Source organism: Streptomyces sp. NPDC096311, from assembly GCF_044763085.1.
Taxonomy (GTDB): Bacteria; Actinomycetota; Actinomycetes; order Streptomycetales; family Streptomycetaceae; genus Streptomyces.
This window is the reverse complement of record NZ_JBIWFN010000015.1, coordinates 63985-83907: the sequence shown is the minus strand read 5'-3', so window position 1 is coordinate 83907 and position 19923 is coordinate 63985. Positions and strand designations below refer to the sequence as shown.

General features: G+C 69.3%; 20 protein-coding genes and 1 pseudogene. 11 read left to right on the top strand and 10 right to left on the bottom strand.

Annotation, left to right across the window (positions count from 1 at the left end):
* Window positions 1-112 precede the first annotated feature (112 nt).
* The 3 genes from ACIRA5_RS33825 to ACIRA5_RS33815 all read left to right on the top strand — a co-directional run bounded on the left by ACIRA5_RS33825 (window position 113) and on the right by ACIRA5_RS33815 (window position 4166).
* Window positions 113-940 (top strand): FAD binding domain-containing protein, encoded by an 828-nt coding sequence (locus tag ACIRA5_RS33825; RefSeq protein WP_403697383.1) that lies wholly within the window; start codon window positions 113-115, stop codon window positions 938-940.
* Window positions 937-3657 (top strand): molybdopterin-dependent oxidoreductase, encoded by a 2721-nt coding sequence (locus ACIRA5_RS33820; RefSeq protein WP_403697381.1) that lies wholly within the window; start codon window positions 937-939, stop codon window positions 3655-3657. The genes ACIRA5_RS33825 and ACIRA5_RS33820 overlap by 4 nt, the downstream gene beginning before the upstream one ends.
* Before the next feature lie 257 nt (window positions 3658-3914).
* Complete coding sequence (locus ACIRA5_RS33815; RefSeq protein ID WP_403697379.1) at window positions 3915-4166, top strand: hypothetical protein; 252 nt, start codon at window positions 3915-3917, stop codon at window positions 4164-4166.
* Between the two features lie 59 nt (window positions 4167-4225).
* Here ACIRA5_RS33815 and ACIRA5_RS33810 read toward each other — a convergent pair whose 3' ends face one another.
* Window positions 4226-5482: a serine hydrolase domain-containing protein gene (locus ACIRA5_RS33810; protein WP_403697377.1), complete on the bottom strand. Its 1257-nt coding sequence runs from the start codon at window positions 5480-5482 to the stop codon at window positions 4226-4228.
* Between the two features lie 231 nt (window positions 5483-5713).
* On the opposite strand from ACIRA5_RS33810, the gene ACIRA5_RS33805 reads away from it, so the two are divergent.
* The 4 genes from ACIRA5_RS33805 (at window position 5714) to ACIRA5_RS33790 (ending at window position 8759) form a co-directional block, all read left to right on the top strand.
* The gene (locus tag ACIRA5_RS33805; protein ID WP_403697375.1) at window positions 5714-6292 is read left to right on the top strand and encodes a carboxymuconolactone decarboxylase family protein; all 579 of its coding nucleotides are present in this window, start codon (window positions 5714-5716) and stop codon (window positions 6290-6292) included.
* Entirely contained in the window at window positions 6289-7140 is an 852-nt protein-coding gene (gene sigJ / locus ACIRA5_RS33800; protein WP_403697373.1) for an RNA polymerase sigma factor SigJ, read from the top strand. Before ACIRA5_RS33805 ends, sigJ begins: the two co-directional genes overlap by 4 nt.
* A gap of 260 nt (window positions 7141-7400) precedes the next feature.
* Window positions 7401-8378 carry a cytochrome c oxidase assembly protein gene (locus ACIRA5_RS33795; RefSeq protein ID WP_352050087.1) on the top strand — a complete coding sequence of 326 codons (978 nt, stop codon included), beginning with the start codon at window positions 7401-7403 and terminating at the stop codon, window positions 8376-8378.
* A gap of 51 nt (window positions 8379-8429) precedes the next feature.
* Window positions 8430-8759 carry an antibiotic biosynthesis monooxygenase gene (locus ACIRA5_RS33790; RefSeq protein ID WP_060895250.1) on the top strand — a complete coding sequence of 110 codons (330 nt, stop codon included), beginning with the start codon at window positions 8430-8432 and terminating at the stop codon, window positions 8757-8759.
* 226 nt (window positions 8760-8985) lie between these two features.
* Here ACIRA5_RS33790 and ACIRA5_RS33785 read toward each other — a convergent pair.
* Together ACIRA5_RS33785 and ACIRA5_RS33780 are read right to left on the bottom strand one after the other, a co-directional pair.
* Window positions 8986-9123, bottom strand: a pseudogene (locus tag ACIRA5_RS33785) (CGNR zinc finger domain-containing protein); the annotation flags it as partial.
* A 77-nt stretch (window positions 9124-9200) separates the two neighbouring features.
* A complete protein-coding gene (locus ACIRA5_RS33780) occupies window positions 9201-9377 on the bottom strand; it encodes a hypothetical protein (protein ID WP_159064543.1) in 177 nt (58 codons plus the stop codon).
* A 156-nt stretch (window positions 9378-9533) separates the two neighbouring features.
* On the opposite strand from ACIRA5_RS33780, the gene ACIRA5_RS33775 reads away from it, so the two are divergent.
* The 3 genes from ACIRA5_RS33775 (at window position 9534) to ACIRA5_RS33765 (ending at window position 13783) form a co-directional block, all read left to right on the top strand.
* Entirely contained in the window at window positions 9534-11258 is a 1725-nt protein-coding gene (locus tag ACIRA5_RS33775; protein WP_403697370.1) for an MOSC domain-containing protein, read from the top strand.
* Between the two features lie 130 nt (window positions 11259-11388).
* Complete coding sequence (locus tag ACIRA5_RS33770; protein ID WP_403697367.1) at window positions 11389-12258, top strand: alpha/beta fold hydrolase; 870 nt, start codon at window positions 11389-11391, stop codon at window positions 12256-12258.
* A 343-nt stretch (window positions 12259-12601) separates the two neighbouring features.
* On the top strand, window positions 12602-13783 hold the full coding sequence (locus tag ACIRA5_RS33765) for an amidase domain-containing protein (protein WP_352050082.1): 1182 nt from the start codon (window positions 12602-12604) through the stop codon (window positions 13781-13783).
* Window positions 13784-13879: 96 nt separating this feature from the next.
* Here the strand turns inward: ACIRA5_RS33765 and ACIRA5_RS33760 are convergent, their stop codons facing one another.
* From ACIRA5_RS33760 to ACIRA5_RS33740, 5 genes are all read right to left on the bottom strand, one after another.
* A complete protein-coding gene (locus ACIRA5_RS33760) occupies window positions 13880-14113 on the bottom strand; it encodes a hypothetical protein (RefSeq protein ID WP_403697365.1) in 234 nt (77 codons plus the stop codon).
* A gap of 392 nt (window positions 14114-14505) precedes the next feature.
* Window positions 14506-14817, bottom strand: a complete 312-nt coding sequence (locus ACIRA5_RS33755) for a hypothetical protein (protein ID WP_351697709.1) — start codon at window positions 14815-14817, stop codon at window positions 14506-14508.
* Entirely contained in the window at window positions 14814-14999 is a 186-nt protein-coding gene (locus tag ACIRA5_RS33750; RefSeq protein WP_060896809.1) for a hypothetical protein, read from the bottom strand. Before ACIRA5_RS33750 ends, ACIRA5_RS33755 begins: the two co-directional genes overlap by 4 nt.
* A 411-nt stretch (window positions 15000-15410) precedes the next feature.
* Window positions 15411-15800 (bottom strand): VOC family protein, encoded by a 390-nt coding sequence (locus ACIRA5_RS33745; protein ID WP_403697360.1) that lies wholly within the window; start codon window positions 15798-15800, stop codon window positions 15411-15413.
* Between the two features lie 303 nt (window positions 15801-16103).
* A complete protein-coding gene (locus ACIRA5_RS33740) occupies window positions 16104-17162 on the bottom strand; it encodes a hypothetical protein (protein ID WP_403697751.1) in 1059 nt (352 codons plus the stop codon).
* 205 nt (window positions 17163-17367) lie between these two features.
* Between ACIRA5_RS33740 and ACIRA5_RS33735 the strand changes: the two genes are divergently transcribed.
* Window positions 17368-18225, top strand: coding sequence for an endonuclease/exonuclease/phosphatase family protein (locus ACIRA5_RS33735; RefSeq protein ID WP_403697357.1), 858 nt, complete (start codon window positions 17368-17370; stop codon window positions 18223-18225).
* A 286-nt stretch (window positions 18226-18511) separates the two neighbouring features.
* Here ACIRA5_RS33735 and ACIRA5_RS33730 read toward each other — a convergent pair whose 3' ends face one another.
* Complete coding sequence (locus tag ACIRA5_RS33730) at window positions 18512-19063, bottom strand: NUDIX hydrolase (RefSeq protein ID WP_403697749.1); 552 nt, start codon at window positions 19061-19063, stop codon at window positions 18512-18514.
* A gap of 91 nt (window positions 19064-19154) precedes the next feature.
* A complete protein-coding gene (locus ACIRA5_RS33725; RefSeq protein ID WP_403697354.1) occupies window positions 19155-19712 on the bottom strand; it encodes a DinB family protein in 558 nt (185 codons plus the stop codon).
* Window positions 19713-19923: the final 211 nt, after the last annotated feature.

The following is a 19923-nucleotide window of genomic DNA, read 5'->3' as shown; positions in this document are numbered from 1 at the left end:
GACGAACGGTATGCCTCTTGGTTGATCCTCCAGGACACCCGCCGGAAAACTCGGCGTTTCCGTGTCGTGAACCAGTCGTCCGGAGCCCGCTCGCGTTGCTTCACTGGCGCTCATGGACCTGAACACCGTGGTGGAGATACGGGACGCACGGCATCCCGCGCCCTGGCGGCCGGGCGACGCCTGGCTCGGCGGCGGGACGTACCTGTTCTCCGAGCCGCAGCCGCATCTGCGGCGGCTGGTGGACCTCAGCCGGACCGGTTGGACACCGGTGCAACCGCACCCGGACGGCTCGCTGGAGATCGCCGCTACCTGCACGATCGCCCAGCTGTCCCGGTTCGCGAGGGAGACTCGGGGCGAGGCGGCACCCCTGTTCGAGCAGTGCTGCCGCGCGTTCCTCGCCTCCTTCAAGATCTGGAACATGGCCACGGTCGGCGGGAACCTCTGCAACTCCCTCCCGGCCGGCCCGATGATCTCCCTCACCGCCGCCCTCGACGGAGAGTGCCTGCTGCACGCCCAGGACGGTGTACGCCGCCGGGTCCGCGTCGTGGACTTCGTGACCGGCGCGGGCCGCAAGGTCCTGGCCGAGGGCGAGCTGCTGCGGTCCGTCACCCTGCCCGCCCGCGCCCTCGCCTGCCGTACGGCGTTCCGGCAGGCGTCCCTGTACGGGCTCGGCCGCTCCGGCGCACTGGTCATCGGCACCCTGGACCCGGTCGACCACTCCCTCGCGATCACGATCACCGCCTCGACCGTCCGCCCGGTCCGGCTGTGGTTCCCGCTGCCGCCGACGGCGGACGGACTGCGTGCGGCGATCGACGCGGCCGTCGCCGACGACGAGTGGTTCGACGACATCCATGGGCTTCCCGCATGGCGGCGGCACATGACGTTCCGGTACGCGGAGGACATCCGCCGCGAGCTGTCCCACGGTGAGGAGCCGCAGTGACGTTCGGGATCGAGGTGAACGGCCGGCCGTTCACACAGGAGCCACGCCCCGGCCAGTGCCTACGGACCTATCTGCGTGAGCGCGGCTGGTTCGGCGTGAAGAAGGGCTGCGACGCGGGCGACTGCGGCGCGTGCACGGTCCACGTGGACGGCGAGCCCGTACACAGCTGCCTCTTCCCCGCCTTCCGGGCCGACGGCCGCGAGGTCACCACGGTCGAGGGCCTGGCCTCCGAGGACGGCGAACTCCACCCCGTACAGCGGAAGTTCCTGGACGCGCAGGGATTCCAGTGCGGCTTCTGCACGGCCGGGTTCCTGATGACGACCGCGGCGCTCGACGCCGATCAACTGGCCGATCTTCCCCGGGCGTTCAAGGGCAATCTGTGCCGCTGCACCGGCTACCGGGCCATCGAGGACGCCGTACGAGGGGTGTGTCACGCCGAGGCTCCCTCGGCCGGCGAGGCCGTGGGCCGCAACCTTCCGGCCCCCGCCGGACCGCAGGTCGTCACGGGCACCGCCCGCTACACCTTCGACGTCGACATCCCCGGCATGCTCCACATGAAACTGCTGCGCTCCCCGCACGCCCACGCCCGCATCCTCGCCATCGACACCTCCGCCGCCCTGCGCGTACCAGGCGTGCACGCCGTCCTCACCCACTACGACGCGCCGGAACGGCACTTCTCCACCGCCCGTCACGAGCACCCGGAAGAAGATCCGGACGACACCCGCGTCCTCGACGACACCGTCCGCTACATCGGCCAGCGCGTCGCGGCCGTCGTCGCGGACAGCGAGCGGGCGGCGGAGGAGGGCTGCCGCCTCGTCGAGGTGACGTACGACGTGCTGCCCGCGGTCGTCGACCCGGAGGAGGCGATGCGGCCGGGCGCACCGGTCGTGCACGACAAGGACGCGGCGACGGCTCGGATCTCCCGTCCCCAGGAGAACGTCGTCGGTGAGGCGCACGGCGAGATCGGTGACGTCGAGGCGGGGTTCGCCGAGGCCGACACCGTCTACGAGGACACCTACCGCACCCAGCGTGTCCAGCACGCGAGCCTGGAGACACACGGAGCCGTCGCCTGGTTCGACGAGGACGGCCGGCTGACCGTACGCACCAGTTCGCAGACCCCGTTCCTGACGCGGCGCGCCCTGTGCGCGTTGTACGACCTCCCCGCGGAGCAGGTGCGGGTGGTCGCGGGCCGGGTCGGCGGTGGTTTCGGCGGCAAGCAGGAGATGCTCGTCGAGGACATCGTGGCCCTCGCGGTGCTGCGGCTGCGCCGCCCGGTGAAGCTGGAGTACACGCGGGCCGAGCAGTTCTACGGGGCGACCACCCGGCACCCGTTCACGATCCATGTGAAGGCGGGAGCCCGCCGCGACGGCACCCTGACCGCGCTGCAACTACGGGTCGTCTCCAACACGGGCGCGTACGGCAATCACGGTCCCGCGGTGATGTTCCACAGCGTCGGCGAGTCGATGGCGGTCTATCGCGCCCCGCACAAGAAGGTCGACGCCTTCTCGGTCTACACCCACACCGTCCCGGCCGGTGCCTTCCGCGGCTACGGACTCGGGCAGGTCATGTTCGCGGTCGAGTCGGCCCTCGACGAACTCGCCCGCCGGGTGGGCCTGGACCCGCTGGAGTTCAAGGCGAGGAACATCATCGGACCCGGGGAGCCGATGATCACCGCCGACGGCGAGGAGGAGGACCTGCACATCGCCAGTTACGGTCTCGACCAGTGCATCGGCATCGTCCGCCGTGCCCAGGAAGAGCCTGTGTCCGAGCCCGTCCCGGACGGCTGGCTGCTCGGCGAGGGCGCCGCGCTCGCGATGATCGCGACGGGTCCGCCGGGTGGCCACATCGCCGATGCCAGGGCCGCGCTGCTGCCCGACGGCACCTTCGACCTGGCCGTCGGCACGGCCGAGTTCGGCAATGGCACGACCACGGTGCACCGCCAGATCGCGGCCGGTGAACTCGCCACCACCGTCGAGCGCATCACCGTCCGCCAGTCCGACACGGACGTCGTGAAGCACGACACCGGTGCCTTCGCCTCCACCGGCGTGGTGGTCGCGGGCAAGGCCACCCTGCGCGCCTCCCGTGCCCTCGCGGACATGCTGCTGGACTTCGCCGCCGCCACCCTGCGCGTCCCGCGCGCGGACTGCCGGCTCGTGGAGGAGGCGGTGGCGTATCCGGGCGGCCGCCTGGCCTTGAAGGAGCTGTACGAGGCGGCCAGGGCGGTCGGTGTCACCTGTGCCGCCGACGGGCACTTCGGTGGCACCCCGCGCTCGGTCGCCTTCAACGCGCAGTGGTTCCGGCTCGCGGTCGATCCCGGCACCGGCGAGATCCGCATCCTGCGCAGTGTGCATGCCGCCGACGCGGGCAAGGTGATGAATCCCATGCAGTGCCGCGGCCAGGTGGAGGGCGGTGTGGCCCAGGCGCTGGGCGCCACGCTCTTCGAGAACGTGCGCGTCGACGCCCGCGGCGAGGTCGAGACGGCCGCCTTCCGCCGCTACCGCCTCCCTCAGTACGCCGACATCCCGCGCACGGAGGTCCACTTCATGGAGACCGCCGACGCCATCGGCCCCCTCGGCGCCAAGTCGATGAGCGAGAGCCCCTTCAACCCGGTCGCCCCGGCCTTCGCCAACGCCCTGCGCGACGCGACGGGCCTGCGCTTCACCGAACTCCCGCTCACTCGCGACCGGGTGTGGCTGGCCCTCGACGCGGCGGGGTGACCAGCCCATGAGCCTGCGGACCTGGTCCGTACGGTCGGCCCAGTGCGGCGAGAACCTCGGCGCGGACGGCCAAGGCCGTCTCCGCCGGGGTGCGGGCGCCGCGCCTCGAGTCGGGCGGCGGTGAACGGCTTCACGACGAGCGGCAACTCGCCGCGGCGACGGCTTCACCATCCGCCGGCCCGAGCACGGCGTCGCACGCACCGACTCCGACGCCCTCACCGTCCACGGGAGGTCCCTCCGCCACCACGCTCAAGGACGTGGTCTCCACTCCGGGCGGGACGGTCATCGCCGAGTGCGACGGCGCGGTGGTGCGGCTGGGGTCGTGGGCCCCCGCCCAGGGTTTCGGCGTCGAACGCGCCGACGCGGGGCCCGACGAACACGCCGAAGTGAGGTTCGAGGGCACCGCGGGCAGGGTCGAACTCCGCGTGCGCCGCGTGAGCGGCCGACCCGGCGGGTCATGGAAACAGGACGACGGATCTGACGACCAGCGCCGACGGCCGTCGAGCTGACGGCGCATCACTTCGATGGGGCCGGTCGGCGTGGTGCCGTCGCGCGGCGCCCGCCGTGCCTACCGTCCGGCGGCGCACAGCGCGTGGTCGATCAGGGTGCCGGTGGCCCGGTTGAGCGTAGGCAGGTCCGGCATCCCGGAGGTGGTGGTGACGGAGATGGTGACCGCACGCCGCCCGTCCGAGCTGACTGCGGGGCGGGTGTAGGTGCCGAACCCGTCGCCCTCATGCATGTAGTAGTGGCCGCCGCAGGACAGCGGAATCTCGCGCAGGCCCAGGCCGTAGGTACCCTGGGGCAGCTCCGCGACATCGTCCGGGTCGTCGGTGCGCTGTACGGTCTGCCGCATCTCCCGCCACTGTTCGGCCGGCAGCAGGCGGCCGTCGGCCAGCGAACGGAAGAAGGTGTTGAGGTCCGCGGTGGTACTCACCACTCCGGAGTCGGCGGTGTGCAGGTAGCTGTTCGTGGTGACGTCGAGCCTTTTGCCGTCGGTGCCGGTCAGATAGGTGCTCACGTACGGCGTGGGCAGGAACGGGTCGAGACCGGGCACCGAGGTCTGGCGCAGGCCCAGTCCGGCGATGATGCGGTGCTCGACCAACTCCCTCCAGCCGGTGCCGCTTGCCTTTTCGGCGATCATCCCGGCCAGCAGGTAGTTGGTGTTGGAGTATGCCCAGCGGGTGCGGCCGGCCTCCGGCACGAACAGCGGCTTGTGGGCCAAGGCCGACACCACCAGGTCGTGAGCGGAGGTGTCGTTGTAACGGTTCTCGTCGAAGTGCTCGCGGAGCTTCTGCTGCATGGCCGGGTCGTCCATGTAGTCGAACAGCCCGCTGGTCTGGCGGAGCACGTCGCGCACGGTGATCCGGGAGCCGTCGTTGCCGTTGCCGGAGACCACGCCGGGCAGCCAGTGCTCGACGGTGTCGTCCAGCGAGAGCTGCTTCTCGGCGGCGAGTTGCAGCACCACGGTGGCCACGAACGCCTTGGTGGTGGAGGCCGTCCGGAAGTGCGAGTCCCACGGCACGGGGGCACGGGAACCGGCCGACACAGTGCCGAGGCGGGCCTGTACCCGTCCTCCGGGCAGGCCGTCGACCCTGGCCAGCACATTCACGTCCCCGCCACCCGCTTTCCGTACGGCGGCCACGTCGCGGCCGAGCTCGGCCCGGGTGTATTCGGCGCGTGCGGCGCGGTGCCCGGAGGCCGCGGAGGCCGCCTCCGGCAGCAGCACGGCGGCGACCAGCGCGGCTGCCGCGAGGGCGGCGGCTGACGTCTTTTTCTTACCGGCCTTGGTTGTTGTGCGCTTCGTACCGGCCTCAAGAGAACGCATGGTTCGAACCTCCGGTTCGGGCTGCTGGACCACCGCCTGCTGACGCTGACCAGCCAATCGGATCCCGAACCCAGGCCCCATGGCCCTACCACCCGGCCCAAGGGTGGTGCCCAGCCCCGCCCGTGGTGGGGAAAACCCGAAGCCGGGCCTTCAGCCCCGTTGTCACATGCCTGGGTCCGGCGGTGTCTTCATGGCGAACGGTCCAACAGGCACACGTACAAGGAGAACACCATGACGTTGCGCATCCCGAAGGCCGAGCTCCCCGCCGAGCTCCGCGAAATCATGATCAAGCAACTCGGTACCGTGCCCGAGCCCGTCGAGGTGCTGTGGAACAACCCCGAACTCGCCCGAGACAACCAGGAGTTCTCGGCCAAGGTGGCCACGTGGGACGCGGCCGACGCGAGCCTCAAGACGTTCGCGCACATGGCCGTCGCGGCACAGGTCGGCTGCAGTTGGTGCCTCGACATCAACTACTTCCACGCGCTGAACCAGCACCTGGATCTGACCAAGGCGAGCCAGGTGCCGCGCTGGCGGCAGTCGGAGGTGTTCACGCCGCTGGAGCGGGACGTGATGGAGTACGCCGAGGCCATGACGAACACACCGACGACCGTCACCGACGAGTTGTCCGCGCGGCTGCTCGACCGGCTCGGCCCGGCGGCGATGGTCGAACTCACCGTGTTCATCGGCTTCGCCAACCTGGCCACCAGGTGCAACACGGCGCACGGGATCACGTCGCAGGGCTACTCCGACGCCTGCGAGATTCCGCTGGCCGCGCGTCCGCAGAACCTCGGCGTAGCGTCGACGGCATGACCGAAGACCCGTTCGTCGTCCATCGCAGCCTCCTGTTCACGGTCGCCTACGAGATGCTCGGCTCGTCGGCCGACGCCGAGGACGTGCTCCAGGAGTCCTGGCTCCGGTGGGCCGACGTCGACCGCACACAGGTGCGTGACCCGCGTGCCTACCTCGTACGAACCGTCACACGGCAGGCGCTCAACCGTCTGCGGACCTTGTCGCGCAGCCGCGAGGAGTACGTCGGCGAGTGGCTGCCCGAGCCGCTGCTGACCAGCCCCGACGTCGCCGAGGACATCGAGCTCGCGGAGAACGTGTCGATCGCGATGCTGACTGTGCTCGAAACGCTCGGGCCGACGGAGCGCGCGGTGTTCGTGCTCCGCGAGGTCTTCGAGGTGCCGTACGGCGAGATCGCCGAGGCCGTCGGGAAGTCCGCGGCAGCGGTGCGCCAGATCGCGCGGCGAGCACGCGAGCACGTGGCGGCCCGGCGGCCGCGGGTACCGGTGAGCCGGTCGGAGCAGCAGGCCGTGGTGGAGCGGTTCCTCGCCGCGCTGCGCACCGGCCGGTTGCAGGAACTGCTGGACGTCATGGCACCGGACGTGGTTCTGATCGCCGACGGCGGCGGGCTTGCGGGCGCCGCTCCGGCTCCGATCCACGGGGCCGCAGTGGTGGCGAGCATGCTCGCTCTCCCGGGCCGGGTGGTGTCGGCCGTGTGGCTCAACGGCGCGCCTGCGGGCCGGATCGAGATCGACGGCCGAGTGGCCGCGGTGAGCCTCGTGGTGGAAGACGGGAAAGTCACCCGGATCCACGCGATCGCGAACCCGCGGAAACTGACACGACTCGATGAACCGGCCGAACTCGCCAGGTAGGCCCGCCCGCCGCTGCCTCTGGCGACGTGTGTGTTCCGGACGGTCCGGACCGTCCGGACCACACACGAGCGCACAGTGGTCGGACGTCGAGGCACGTCGACGTGCATCGGCGCAGGTCGAAAGATGTCCGTCGTGCTTGGTATGAGCCGGGTATGAGCTCGGTGTGACCGCGGGCGAGTCCGGTGCGTGCGCGACCGGGGCCGGTCGTGCGCGGCATAGAGTGCCTCGGCAGATCTGGCATGCCGTGGAGGTAGAACGCGATGGGGAATCCACCACAGCTCACCGTGGGGCGACTCCTCACCTCATGGCAACTGGACGTGCCCGCGCTGCTGGTGGTCGTCATCCTGGGCGCGCTGTACGGCTGGGGCGTCCTGCGTCTGAAGCGCCGGGGCGAGCACTGGCCCCTGCCGCGCGTCGGCGCCTTCGCGCTGCTCGGCCTGGGCACCCTCATCGTGGCCACGATGTCCGCCCTGGCGGTGTACGACCACGTGCTGTTCTGGCCGGCCGCCGTCCAGAACGTCCTCCTCGACCTGATCGCACCGCTCGGGCTGGCCCTGGGCGATCCGCTGCGGCTGGCCCTCCGTTCCCTGCCCGAGCGTGCCGCCGGGCGTCTGCAGCGGGCGCTGACCGGACGGCTGGTACGCCTGCTCACCTTCCCGCTGGTCAGCACGGCTCTGGTGCTCGCGACGGAACTGACGGTGTACTTCACGCCGTACTTCGAGACAGCCCTGCGCGACGACTGGCTGCACGAGGTGATGTATCTGCACCTGCTGCTCGCCGGCAGCCTGTTCGTCATGCCGATGCTCACCCGCGAGGCAGCGCTGCCGAGGTGGTGTACCCATCCGGTCCGGGCGGCACTGGTGTTCCTCGACGGGATCATCGACGCCGTACCGGGCATCGTCGTGATGACCCACGGCACGCTCATCGCCGGGGCCTGGTACCTGCGTCACGCGCCGTCCTGGGCGCCGGATGTGCTCCATGACCAGCAGCTGGGCGGTGGCGCGATGATCAGCATCGCCGAGTTGGTGGCGCTGCCCTTCCTCCTCGCGATCCTGGTGCAGTGGGCCCGTACCGAACGCGCCGAGACCGTCGTACTGGACCGCCGTCTGGAGGCGGAGTTGGTCCCGGCGACGCCCGCGCCGGGAGCGGCACAGACATCGGAACTCGTCCGTCCCTGGTGGGAGACCGAGAACAGCGAGGTCGCCCAGCGCATCCGCCACCAACGGCCGGGACGTTGACACACGCGAAGCCGGTCGGCTCCCAGGAGCGCCGTGCGGCAGGATGGGGCCATGAGCGTAGTCAAGATCAACGTACTGACCGTCCCGGCCGAGCAGCGGGAGACGCTGGAGAAGCGCTTCGCCTCGCGTGCCCATGCCGTGGAGAACTCCGACGGATTCGAATGGTTCGAACTCCTCCGGCCCGTCGAAGGCACCGACAGCTACCTCGTGTACACGCGGTGGCGTGACGAGGAGTCCTTCCAGGCCTGGATGGAGGGCCCCATGAAGGCGGCCCACCAGGGCGGTGACGCGGCGAGCGGGGAGCGGCCCAAGCCGGCGGCCAGCGGGTCCACGCTGTGGTCCTTCGAGGTCGTGCAGCAGGCGGCACCGACCGGCGCATAAGCCGACCAGCGCACAACTGGGCGCCGGGCCGGTCGTGGCCGGAAGGCCGTGGCCTGGCGTCGCCCCCGCCGTGCGGCGAGTTCGGGGTTACGGGGCGAGAAGTTCACGGCGTGGGCACGCGGCGGCATCCGGCCGGTGCGTGTCCGCTGGGGCTCGTCGTCCCTCCTGTCGGGTCGCGTACGTCCGTGTCGGCCGTGCCCGCCCCTCGCGGCGGCCGCTCCGCGTGTCAGATGCCGCCGACTCCGTCCGTGTGGGTCCGTTCGTAGTGGCGGGCGACCCGTGCGCGGTTGCCGCAGATGTTGCTGATACACCACTTGCGCCGCTTGTTCTCGGCGAGGAGGAGCATCGAGCAGGCCGGGTTGGCGCAGGCCCCGAGCGTCGCCTCACGGCGAAGGTCGCCCCCTCACCGTGAGGCGTGATGTGCCGACGGGACGGACAGGCTCATTCCTCGCGTTCGTACTCCGCCCGGGCACGTTCGGCGTCGAGATCTTCCTGTGCGGCACGGTAGATGTCACCGGCCAGCTTGCGGGCGGCCTGAGGATCGGAAGTCGAGGAGACCGTCCGGATCCGGTCAGCCCATTTATCCATGTCTTGCGGGGTTTCAGGATTCTTGCTCACACTACTTTTGTACCTTTTTATAGGCTTCTTCGCCTCCCGCGCAGGAGGAAAACGTGCCCATGACCCACGAAGCCGGGTTCCGATCGGCCGAATCACTGAGCGGCATGCTGAGGCGACCGGCTTCGCCGTGCGGCGGCGCCGCACCGGGAGGACGAGATGGCGACTCTGCTCTCCGTCAACGTGGGACGGCCGAAGGACGTGCGCTGGCGCGACAGGACGGTACACACGGGAGCGTGGAAGCATCCCGTCGACGGCCCCCGGATGGTGCGCCGCCTCAATATCGACGGTGACGGCCAGGGTGACCTCCAGGGCCACGGCGGGGAGCAGCGGGCCGTCCTCGTCTATCAGACGCAGTCCTACGCGTACTGGCGCAAGGTCCTCGAGCGCGACGATCTGGAGTTCGGCCAGTTCGGGGAGAACTTCACCGTCGATGGTCTGGCGGACGACGAGGTATGCATCGGCGACCGGTACCGCATCGGCGAAGCCGAGTTCGAGGTCACCCAGCCACGCGTGACCTGCTATCGCGTCGGTATGCGCCTGAACGAACCGCGCATGGCCTCCCTGCTCGTCGCCCACCACCGCCCCGGCTTCTACCTCCGCGTCATCGCCGAGGGCCGGGTCCGGGCCGGAGACCCGATCACCCGGACCCGCACCGGCCCGGGCGCCCTCACCGTCGCCGACACCGACGCCCTGCTCTATCTTCGGGACCCCGACCCGGCCAAATTGCATGCCGCCTTGACCATCGAGGCGCTCAGCCCCGGATGGCAGCAGTCCTTCCAGGAGATGAGCGACCGACCCGACCAGCCGCCCGCACCCGCCGCGCCGGGCTGGAGGGGCTTCAAGCGGCTGCGCGTGACCCAGGTCGTACCGGAGACCCCCACGGTGTCCTCTTTCGTCCTGCGCCCCACCGACTCGCAGACGCTGCCCCCGGCCGCGCCCGGCCAGTACCTGACCGTGCGGATCCCCGAAGAGGGCCGGCCCGGCCTGGTGCGTTCCTATTCACTGTCCTCCGCCCCCGGTGCCGCCGAGTACCGGATCAGCGTCAAACGCGAAGACCGCGGCAAGGTCAGCACCTACCTTCACACCCACGTGAACGCGGGCGACGTCATCGAAGCGGCAGCCCCTCGCGGGACGTTCGTGCTGGCCGATGACCACACGCCCGTGGCACTGTTCTCGGCGGGCATCGGCGTCACGCCTGTTCTGGCGATGCTGCACCAACTGGCCCTCGAACACAGCTCCCGCGCCGTGTGGTGGGTGCACACCGCGCGCGATCCGGGACAGCAACCCTTCGCGGAAGAGGCCCGGCGACTCCTGGCCCGCCTGCCGCACGCCCGCGCCTTCATCTACTACACCGCTCCGGATCTCGAGATCGCCGTGGGGCCGGGCATCACTCACGGGCGCATGACCAGCGACGGAATCCGGGAGCTCGGCATCCCTGCGGATGCGCACGCCTATCTGTGCGGCCCCGAGGGCTTCATGTCGACGGTGACATCCGCGCTCCAGCGGGCGGGGCTGAGCAGTTCGAACATCCACACCGAAGTCTTCGGGGCACTCGCGGCCATCAACCCCGGCATCACCCAGACGGGTTCCGGACCTCCTCACCAGCCACCCGGCCCCCGGGGCACAGGGCCCTTGGTGACCTTCGCCCGCAGCGGTCTGTCCACCGGCTGGTCGGAACGGTACGCGACGCTGCTGGAGCTGGCGGAGGCATGCGAGGTCCCCACGCGCTGGTCCTGCCGTACAGGGGTGTGCCATACCTGCGCCACTCCCCTGCTCACCGGTCAGGTCGAGTACACGACGCAGCCTCTGGAGGATCCCGCCTCGGGTGAAGTGCTGCCGTGTTGCAGCATCCCGACCACTGACGTCCTGCTGGATCTGTGAGCCCCACGGCGGGGGCTCCAGGATTTCGGGGCTGCCGCCTCAGCGAATCTAACCATCAAAGATGACTTGACAGGTTAGGACCTCCATGCTGGACTGCGGCTAACCGTTCAAAGCAACCTTGGAGGTTGACATGAGCAGCGTCGTGCATCACCGCACCGCCACCGTCAACGGCATGGATGTCTTCTACCGAGAGGCCGGAGACCCGCGGTCACCGGCGCTCGTGCTGCTGCACGGCTTCCCGACGAGCTCGCACATGTTCCGGAACCTCATCCCGGCACTCGCCGACACCTACCGCGTCATCGCGCCCGACATGATCGGATTCGGACAGTCGGCCATGCCGACGGTCGACGAGTTCGACTACACCTTCGCCACTCTGACCGATGTGACCGCCGGTCTGCTGGAACAGCTCGGCGTCGACCGGTTCGCGGTCTACGCGCAGGACTACGGGGCGCCCCTCGCCTGGCGGCTCGCCACGCGGTCTCCGCAGCGCATCACCGCGATCATCACGCAGAACGGCAACGGCTACACCGACGGATTCGTCAAGGCGTTCTGGGACGGGCTGTTCGCCTACGCCGAGAACCCGACGCCCGAGAACGAAGCCCCCCTCCGCGGGGCCCTGACCCTCGAACTGACCCGATGGCAATACCTGAACGGGGTCGCGGATCCGAGCCTCGTCAGCCCGGACGGCTGGACCATCGACCAGGCGCTGCTCGACCGCCCCGGCAACGACGCCATCCAGCTCGCACTGTTCCGGAACTATCCGACCAACGTCGCGCTCTACCCCCAGTTGCAGCAGTACTTCCGCGACAGCCAGGTGCCGCTCCTGGCCGTATGGGGGGCCAACGACGAAATCTTCGGCCCGGACGGAGCCCGCGCCTTCCAACGCGACCTGCCCGACGCCGAGATCCATCTCCTTGAATCCGGGCACTTCGCCCTGGAGAGTCACCTGGAGGAAATCGCCGGGTACATCCGCGACTTCCTCGCACGCGTCACCTCCTGAGACGCACGGCCCGCGTGTCCCCGCCGTCGCTAACAGCCCTTCGCCGTACGGCACATTGCGGAGGTCGGCGAACGGAACGCGGAGCCGGAGACCACCGGGTCGAAGTGGCGGCGGGGCGCCGCCCTCGCGGGGCAGCGATTTAGCCGACTTCGCCCCGGTGTGGGTGAGCGGCATGAGGACGAAAACGCGCGGCGCCACGTCGGGGCAGACAGGGGGGCGACGGCCCCCTCGACGGATCGCGTGTTGCGGTTGGGCCACTTCGGCAACCCCCTTCACAGGAGCCACACATGCCGTGCGAGGATGCGGCTCCCGGTATCGAGTACCGGCGTAGAGGGGAACATCATTGAGATCAAGGAAACTGAGCCGTAAGCGGCGACGGGCGACCATAGTCACGGCAGCGGCCGCCTCGGTCGTCGCCGGCGCCGCGCTGCTGCCCAACTGGACCGCGGGCGCGTCGACTGTCGCCGACCCTGCCGTGGATCCGTCGACCAAAGCCACCTTCCAACGGCTGGCGGACGCGGTCTTCACCGACCGTACGGACGCCCTGGTGGACAGCGGCAAGACCAGTCGGAACACGTCACTGTCGTCGCGGTTCTCCGGCGACGTGCGGGTGTCCTCCACGCTTTCGAGCGAGGAGAAGTCCGCGCTGTCGCAACTGCGGGGCCGCAAATCGCGTCTGGAGTCGCTCGGCGAGAAGTACAGCTCGGCCAACACGAGCGTCTCGCTGGACCGTACGCGGCTGAAGGGCCGTCACGCCACGGTCAACGTCACCGAGACGACGACGCTGACCTACGAGAAGGTCAAGGGCAACGAGCCCAAGACCACCGGCTTCCAGGCGCACCACGAGCTGACGTTCAAGGCCGATCGCAAGGGCGACTGGCAGTTGACCGGCATCCGTGACACCGACGACGGCGTCGCGGTCAACCAGGTCGCCGCCACCACGTTCGTCGCCGCGCCGAAGACGGCTGCCGACGACGCTCCGCCCACGGCGACCCGCTCCGTCACCACGTTGCCCGCGCCGGCCAAGCCGAAGAACTTCTCGGCCTCCGGCTACGACTACAAGGCGATGGCGGCGTACGCGGCCAAGTACTGGAACAACTACAACTCGGCCTACCCGAACTTCAACGGGCAGGGTGCCGGCGGCGACTGCACCAACTTCGTCAGCCAGTCCCTGAAAGCAGGCGGCTGGAAGCACGTCCCCGGCTACACGGACGACTTCCACAAGTGGTTCGGCAACTCCGACATCCAGTCGGACTCGTTCGTCGGCGTCAACGAGTTCTCGTGGTTCGCCCTGTCCTCCAAGCGGGTCACCAGCCTCGCCAACGTCTACCAGTTGGACGTGGGTGACGTCCTGCAGATGGACTTCAACAAGGACGGGTCCAAGGACCACAGCATGATCGTCACCTACCGCAGCCCGCAGGGCGTGCCGTACGTGACGTACCACTCCACCAACACCTACAACAGGTCGGTGGCGAGCATCATCGCGTCGTACCCGAACGCGGCGTACTACGCCTACCGCACCTGAGCGGTCCCTTTCCGGGGCGGGAGCCGGTCCGAGTGTCCGGCTCCCGCCCCTTCCGGGACTACCTTGTGACGGTGACTTTCGGCCACTCCCGATCACTCACGGGAACAGTGCGATCCCGACGAGGATCAGCAGGATGATGCCGGCGACGAGCGCAACGGTCGCCCACGTCCCCCGCCGCTTCAGCGGCGTCGAGGGCGCTCCTCCACGGGGCCGGTCCTCCGGCAGTGCGGCGTCGGCCGGGCGCCCGCTCCTGTAGAACTCTTCGTCGGTCGGATAGACGTTGCGCGGATCATCGAGAGCGCGCGGATCGATCTCGTGTGGACTGGTCATGAGCACTCCTTGCGCGGCGCTCATCAGGGCCGGGGTTCCCGGCGGACGCCAGGGCCTGCGCCAGAGGCGATGGCTCCCATTTCCCAGGCGCGCAGCCCTTCAGGAAGACGCCGCACAGGCAATCCGCCCTGCTCACCGCGCACCATCTGATCGTATACCCGAGCAGGGCCGTCCATGAGGTCCAGCGGAAGCACGGGGGGCTGGGGCCGCCGGGCCGCGGTCGTCAGCGAGCACGCTACCGACCATGGTCGGGTCCCCGGCGTGTTCCAGGAGATGGGTGAGGTAGGTGCCGGTGCCGTTGATCGCTGGCGAGCGGACATGGAGGCCTGGGCCCCGCACCTGGACGCGCAGGGCGTGGCCGGCCAGGTCCGCTACCCCCGGAAGGGTTTCGGTCACAGGTCGAGGACCGCCCGGAGTGCGTTGTCGATGAGCGCTTGCTGCTCGGGCCCGATGGTGCCGAGCAGGGTGGCCGTCTCGAAACGCGCCGCGGAAAGCTGGAGGAGATTGACGGCGACGACCGAGGCGTCGACCGGGGTGGTCAGGCGCACGCTCATCGCCGTGTCGGGGTGCACTGCCGGGGCGTGCAGCACGAGGGCGACCACGGCGCCGTACGCATCGGCCAGCCCGTCAAGGCTGACGACGAGGACCGTGCGGTTTCCCTTGCCGGTGTCGACGTCCCAGACATCGCCCTTCTGGATCGTCACAGGGCGTCGCCCTCGCCGCCCAGATCGAGGGGCTCGATCCGGGCGAGCCGACGGGCGGCGTCCAGCGTCATCTGCCGACGCACGGCTCGCAGGATGTAGTCGTTCAGGGAGGGGGCGCCGGCTGCGGCGTCGCGCAGCGCCTTGTCCATGGCGTCGGGAATCCGCAGAGTGATGGCAGTCATGACACCAAATGTAGTGGCATCACTGCCGTCATGCGACGGCGGGTCGGGATTGCGGGCTTTCGCGCTGGAGGTCGCGTCCGTACCGCAGGTCCGTGCGGGCCCACGGAATCCGATGGTGCGAAGCGGCTGGCACAACGGCGGTCGCAGCACACGCGAAGGCGTCGCGGCGTACATCCGCCACTGCCGGGAACAGTGGGACACCGCCGGACCACTCCGCGCCTTCGGTATCCGGTCGGGCGCCGGCGAGGCATTCGCGGGGACGATCGACCTGCGTTTCGAGGGGGAGGATGTGGCTCCCGGCCAGGGTTCATCCCCGACCAGCAGATACGCACGAAGGACGACACACGGTACGCCCGATACACCCGGGACCTGCGGGTCGGTACCCGGTGACGAGTCGCTGACCGGTTGGGCTCACGGAGCAGCGGCGACCACTTCCATGGCGTTGCCATCGGGATCCTGGAGGCCGGCGATGCGCACTCCGGGACCCACGTCCATGGGACCGTGCTGCACATGTCCGCCGTGGGCCACACTGCGTTCGATGATCCCGTCGAGATCCTCGGCGTACATGGTCAGATAGCGCACGCCGGTCAAGTGAAAGAAAGCCTCGGCCGGTTCGGCGGAGGCAGGCCGCCGCGAAGGAACCATCACCTTGATCCGTGTGCCGGGTGCCTCGAGCCGGTGTACGACTCCAGAGCCAGATCTGACCGCCGGGAGCCGTTCCAGTTCGAAAACGGCGGCAAAGAACTCCACCAAGGCTTCGTCGGCGCTGACCAGCCCGACTTCGACCCGCTGCAAGGTCACGGCACCCCCGGGTAGCTGCCCACATCGGTCGTTCTGCATCTGACCGTACAGGTGAGAGAATTGCGCTCCACTATACGAGAATTAGATTATCGGCGCGAGTGCGGTGACGTGGCCTCGTCCCGTCACTGAAGACCGCCCCGGCCTTGTCTTGACTGCCGTTGCTCGACGTACTCGAGGTACTGCCGCGCGACCTTGTCAGGAGTGGGTCGGTCGGTCTGTCGATGCCGCCCGCGGTCTCCTGACTCCACTGGCCGACCAGCCCCACCCGTCCTGAACCCGCTGCGTGCGAGGATCAGGTCCTGGCTAGAACGGGCGAGCGTAGGGGCGGTTGCTCACGCGGTCGTGGATCCCGCGCAGCCACGGCTGACGGACGGCGGGCAGTCGCGCCAGCGTGTGGAGGAATACTCTCGTGTCAGGCCGGAACGGCCCCCATGGATGCATCGGCAGCGGATCATCACGGAAGACACCCTCGGGCATTCCGCCTGTCGCGGGTACGGGCAACCGGTCGTGCGGGTAGGCCAGATGCATCCACACGTCGGCAGTCAATGGCACGGTGTCCACGATGGCTGACGGTTGCCACGACGCCCCCGTCTGCGGGTGTCGAGGCACAAGGGCGATGTCGGAGACGGGTTCAGGATCAGGCAGCCCTGGGCCGGCCAGGACCACGTTCCTCACCGGCGGTCCCGGCGGCAGCAGCGCGTCGAGCGCGCGGCCGAAAGTGTCGGCGAGGAGGCCGTGCGGGACGGCCACGGGCCTGCCCGTCGAGGCCGCCAACAGGTGGGCCAGCGCAGCCCCGACCGCCGCCTCCCACCGTGGGCTCCACACTCCGGGCGGTTCGACCGGCGGCGTGCCTTGGCCATCCTCGACCAGCGTCTCCCAGTCGACCGTCCGGTGCACGGGACGTTCGTCGGGGAGTCGATCCACGGCCCGCGGGTCGAGCCACAACGCCTGCCAATAGGAACAGTCGTCGATGCGGGTGGCCACGGCCCGCCCGCATTGCGCGCAGGCCAGGTTGGGGCCGTCCCTCCCGTCCAGCCCCATGCAGTAGCCGTCGCATCGCCCGGGGATCAGGACGGTGCCGCGGGTGTCACCCGGCGCGACGACGATCGCTCCCGGCGCACCGAAGGACAGGGCGGGAACCGGCGCGAACACGCCCCGGGCTTCCGCTTCGTCCGCCCCGATCTCACTCCACTGCCGCCATGGCGGTCCGGAGGGTTCCGGGTCCACGGCATATGTGCCTGGTTCCATGAGCGCGGGCAGCAGTTCGTGCCCGTACTTGTGGTGGGTGTGGACGGGAAGCGCCACCTGCGACAAGTGGGCGGTCAGCGCGGCGCGGCACGACGCACACACGAACACGGCCATGCGTCCTCCCCCGCCCTTCACCCCGGATTGTCCCTGCTCGGCGATCGAGATCCAACACCTTTTGTTCACGGCCACGATCATCGGTAGCGGCTCACCGCCGTTCACCGCGGTTCACCGTTGGAGTCATGTCCCTCTCGGGAATGGCCCGTGCAGTACGGTCGGCCCCCGACACTCTCGGGAGCGGGCTTGATCGGGGAGGTGCAGCATGGACGGCGGACCGGCCACGATCGGACTGACGTCGATGAACGTCTGCTGCGGGTTTTCGTCGACGTTGCCTCCGCCGAAGGAACGTGCGGTCGAGTTCTGCCGGAGAATCGAGGACTCAGGTGTCGACGTGGTCAACTTCCAGGAGGTCTGGACGGCCGCGCTGTTCAGAACCATCCGCATGCAGCTGCCGTCCTATCCCTTCGTCGCCCGCGCCACCGGAATGGCCGGTCAGCCGGCCGGGGGCCTGGCCTCCTTTTCGCGGCTGCCGTTGCGGTCGGTGTCGTACGAGTCGTTCCGTGGTTCCCAGCCCGAGAAATCCGGCCCGCTGTTCCGCGGATCCAGCGCCCTGTGGGGGCGTCTACAGGGCGTGCTGACCTTCGAGTTGGCGGGACGCCGCACGCTGGTGGGCAACGTCCACCTCACCGCGAACAAGGACGGCGACTGGTCGGTGGACAACCGCCACCACCGCTTCCAGCGGAGGCAGTTGGCCATGTTCCATCAGGCCCTGCAGAAAGCTCGCCGGGGCGATACGGAACTGGTGATCGTCGGCGGTGATCTGAACATCCCGGACAGCAGCCCCCTTTACGCACGGGTGGTGGACGGAGGAGCGTGGCGGGACCCGTTCCGCGCGGTCGGTCGCCCCACGTTCCATACCGAGCTGCTGCCGCCGGGCGCCTCGGCGCACCGCGTCGACTATCTACTGGTCGCGGGCGATGCCGAACAGTACCCGGTGACCGAACCCCGCGTGCTGTTCACGGACCCGGTACAGCTCGGCGGTGGGACAAGGTCGTTCCTCTCCGACCATGCGGCGCTGTCCGCGCGCATCACCCTCCCGACCGCACCGACGGCGTCGTAGTGCCGCGTACGGGGATCCGTGCGGTCGAGCTGCGGCCCCGCATAAGTGACGGCTGGTGAGCGACAGCGACTACTGCACCGCATACGCGCCACGACATCCGCTCGCGGTGCCCGTACTGCCCGTGTGCCTCGCGGTAGTGCTGTACCCGGTGTGGCTCGCGACGGTCGCCGTAGCCGTCATGGCAACCCTGGCACCACAACCGCACGCCGCTCAGACCTGCGGTCCCTGCCGCGGGCTGATGGCGGATCAGAGGAGCCGACGCCGGCACAGGCCGAGTGGGGAGCGGTCAGCGTGAACGTTCCATGCGCCGTGGGAGCGCCGCGCGCCGTGGCGAGGAGCCGCGTGGACCCGCCTCTTCCGCCAGGTACCGATCGAACGCCTCGCGGGCGTCGGGGACGAACGTCGTGTCGTACATCGCAGCGCGCAGCTCTACCGGGGTGAGCCAGTCGTGCCAGGCGACTTCCGAGGCATCCGGTACAACCGGCTGGTTGAGGACCGCCTCGTGCAGGCCGAGCCAGTACGGACTGATGACACCCCGGCACAGGTACTTGAAGAGGAACCGCGTCGGGGTGTGGACCCCGAGTTCTTCGGCGAGTTCGCGAGAGGCTGCTGCCGGGTAGGTCTCGCCCACGCCCACGGCACCACCGACCAGCCAGTTGTACTGGCCTGGGAAGCGGGAAACGTGATCGGGGCGCCGGTGGACGAGGATCCGACCGTCAGGGTCGCGGCAGACCGTGGTGGCAACCCGGTGCAGCCACCTTCGACGGATGGCCTCGCCTCGATCCACCACTCCCACGGTGTGGTCCTGCTCGTCCACGCGCTCCACCATCTCCCCCACGGCGGACACGCTGCCACACGACCACTGGGCTGACGACACGCTCAGCGCAACGGCCGGCCTGGTGGGTGGATCAAGCCCCGAAATCACCTCCTCAGACGCCGATCGCCCCATCGATGCGTTCACGGAGGAGATCGGCGTGTCCGTTGTGACGGGCGTATTCCTCGATCATGTGGATGAGCACCCAGCGCAGCGACACCGTCCCACGCCATGCATCCTCGCCCGCGATGTCGAGGTGGGGCGCTTCCCCGGTGAAGGCGTCGGCGAACGCGACCTCGGCGCGCCATGCCTGCCACGCTTCGGTCACAAGGTCGGGATCGGGAACCGCGCCGTCGAAGTCACCGTCTGGTTCCACCGGCGACGAGAAGCGTGGTGGCTCGTCCTGACCGGCGAGAACCTGACGGAACCATCGGCGCTCCACGTCGGCGAGATGGCGTACGAGTCCGAGCAGCGAGAGCGTGGAGGGCTCGACGGAGCGTCGGGCCAACTCCCTCTCCAGACCAGCGCACTTCAGCTCCAGTGTCGTCCGCTGGGCCCGGAGGAATCCGATGAGCATGGCTCGCTCTTCGCCGGTCGAGGGAGCATCGAGCCGGGGATCGTCGTCGTCTCCGACGAACATGGCGGCCCGCCTGCGTGGATTGGTCGTCCTCATGCTGTCTCTCCTTCAGGGTCCGTCGCTGGGAGGGAGCACGCGTTACTCCGTGCGAGTGGTGCATCCTCCGACAGCGTCGTAGCGTCGATAGAGGAGCCGACCGCCGCAAAAAGGGGCGGACCGGGCGCCGGGCCTGCTGGTCGAAAGAGATTGCGACTGGGAGCGAACATGCCAAGACGCACAGTGAGGGCAGCGGTGACGTTCTGTGCCG

Bases quoted from the DNA above. Each gene is read 5' to 3' on its own strand.
- ACIRA5_RS33825 (WP_403697383.1), top strand. From the start codon at position 113: ATGGACCTGAACACCGTGGTGGAGATACGGGACGCACGGCATCCCGCG.
- ACIRA5_RS33810 (WP_403697377.1), bottom strand. From the start codon at position 5,482: ATGCGTTCTCTTGAGGCCGGTACGAAGCGCACAACAACCAAGGCCGGT.
- ACIRA5_RS33805 (WP_403697375.1), top strand. From the start codon at position 5,714: ATGACGTTGCGCATCCCGAAGGCCGAGCTCCCCGCCGAGCTCCGCGAA.
- sigJ (WP_403697373.1), top strand. From the start codon at position 6,289: ATGACCGAAGACCCGTTCGTCGTCCATCGCAGCCTCCTGTTCACGGTC.
- ACIRA5_RS33795 (WP_352050087.1), top strand. From the start codon at position 7,401: ATGGGGAATCCACCACAGCTCACCGTGGGGCGACTCCTCACCTCATGG.
- ACIRA5_RS33790 (WP_060895250.1), top strand. From the start codon at position 8,430: ATGAGCGTAGTCAAGATCAACGTACTGACCGTCCCGGCCGAGCAGCGG.
- ACIRA5_RS33775 (WP_403697370.1), top strand. From the start codon at position 9,534: ATGGCGACTCTGCTCTCCGTCAACGTGGGACGGCCGAAGGACGTGCGC.
- ACIRA5_RS33770 (WP_403697367.1), top strand. From the start codon at position 11,389: ATGAGCAGCGTCGTGCATCACCGCACCGCCACCGTCAACGGCATGGAT.
- ACIRA5_RS33760 (WP_403697365.1), bottom strand. From the start codon at position 14,113: ATGACCAGTCCACACGAGATCGATCCGCGCGCTCTCGATGATCCGCGC.
- ACIRA5_RS33750 (WP_060896809.1), bottom strand. From the start codon at position 14,999: ATGACTGCCATCACTCTGCGGATTCCCGACGCCATGGACAAGGCGCTG.
- ACIRA5_RS33740 (WP_403697751.1), bottom strand. From the start codon at position 17,162: ATGGCCGTGTTCGTGTGTGCGTCGTGCCGCGCCGCGCTGACCGCCCAC.
- ACIRA5_RS33735 (WP_403697357.1), top strand. From the start codon at position 17,368: ATGGACGGCGGACCGGCCACGATCGGACTGACGTCGATGAACGTCTGC.
- ACIRA5_RS33725 (WP_403697354.1), bottom strand. From the start codon at position 19,712: ATGAGGACGACCAATCCACGCAGGCGGGCCGCCATGTTCGTCGGAGAC.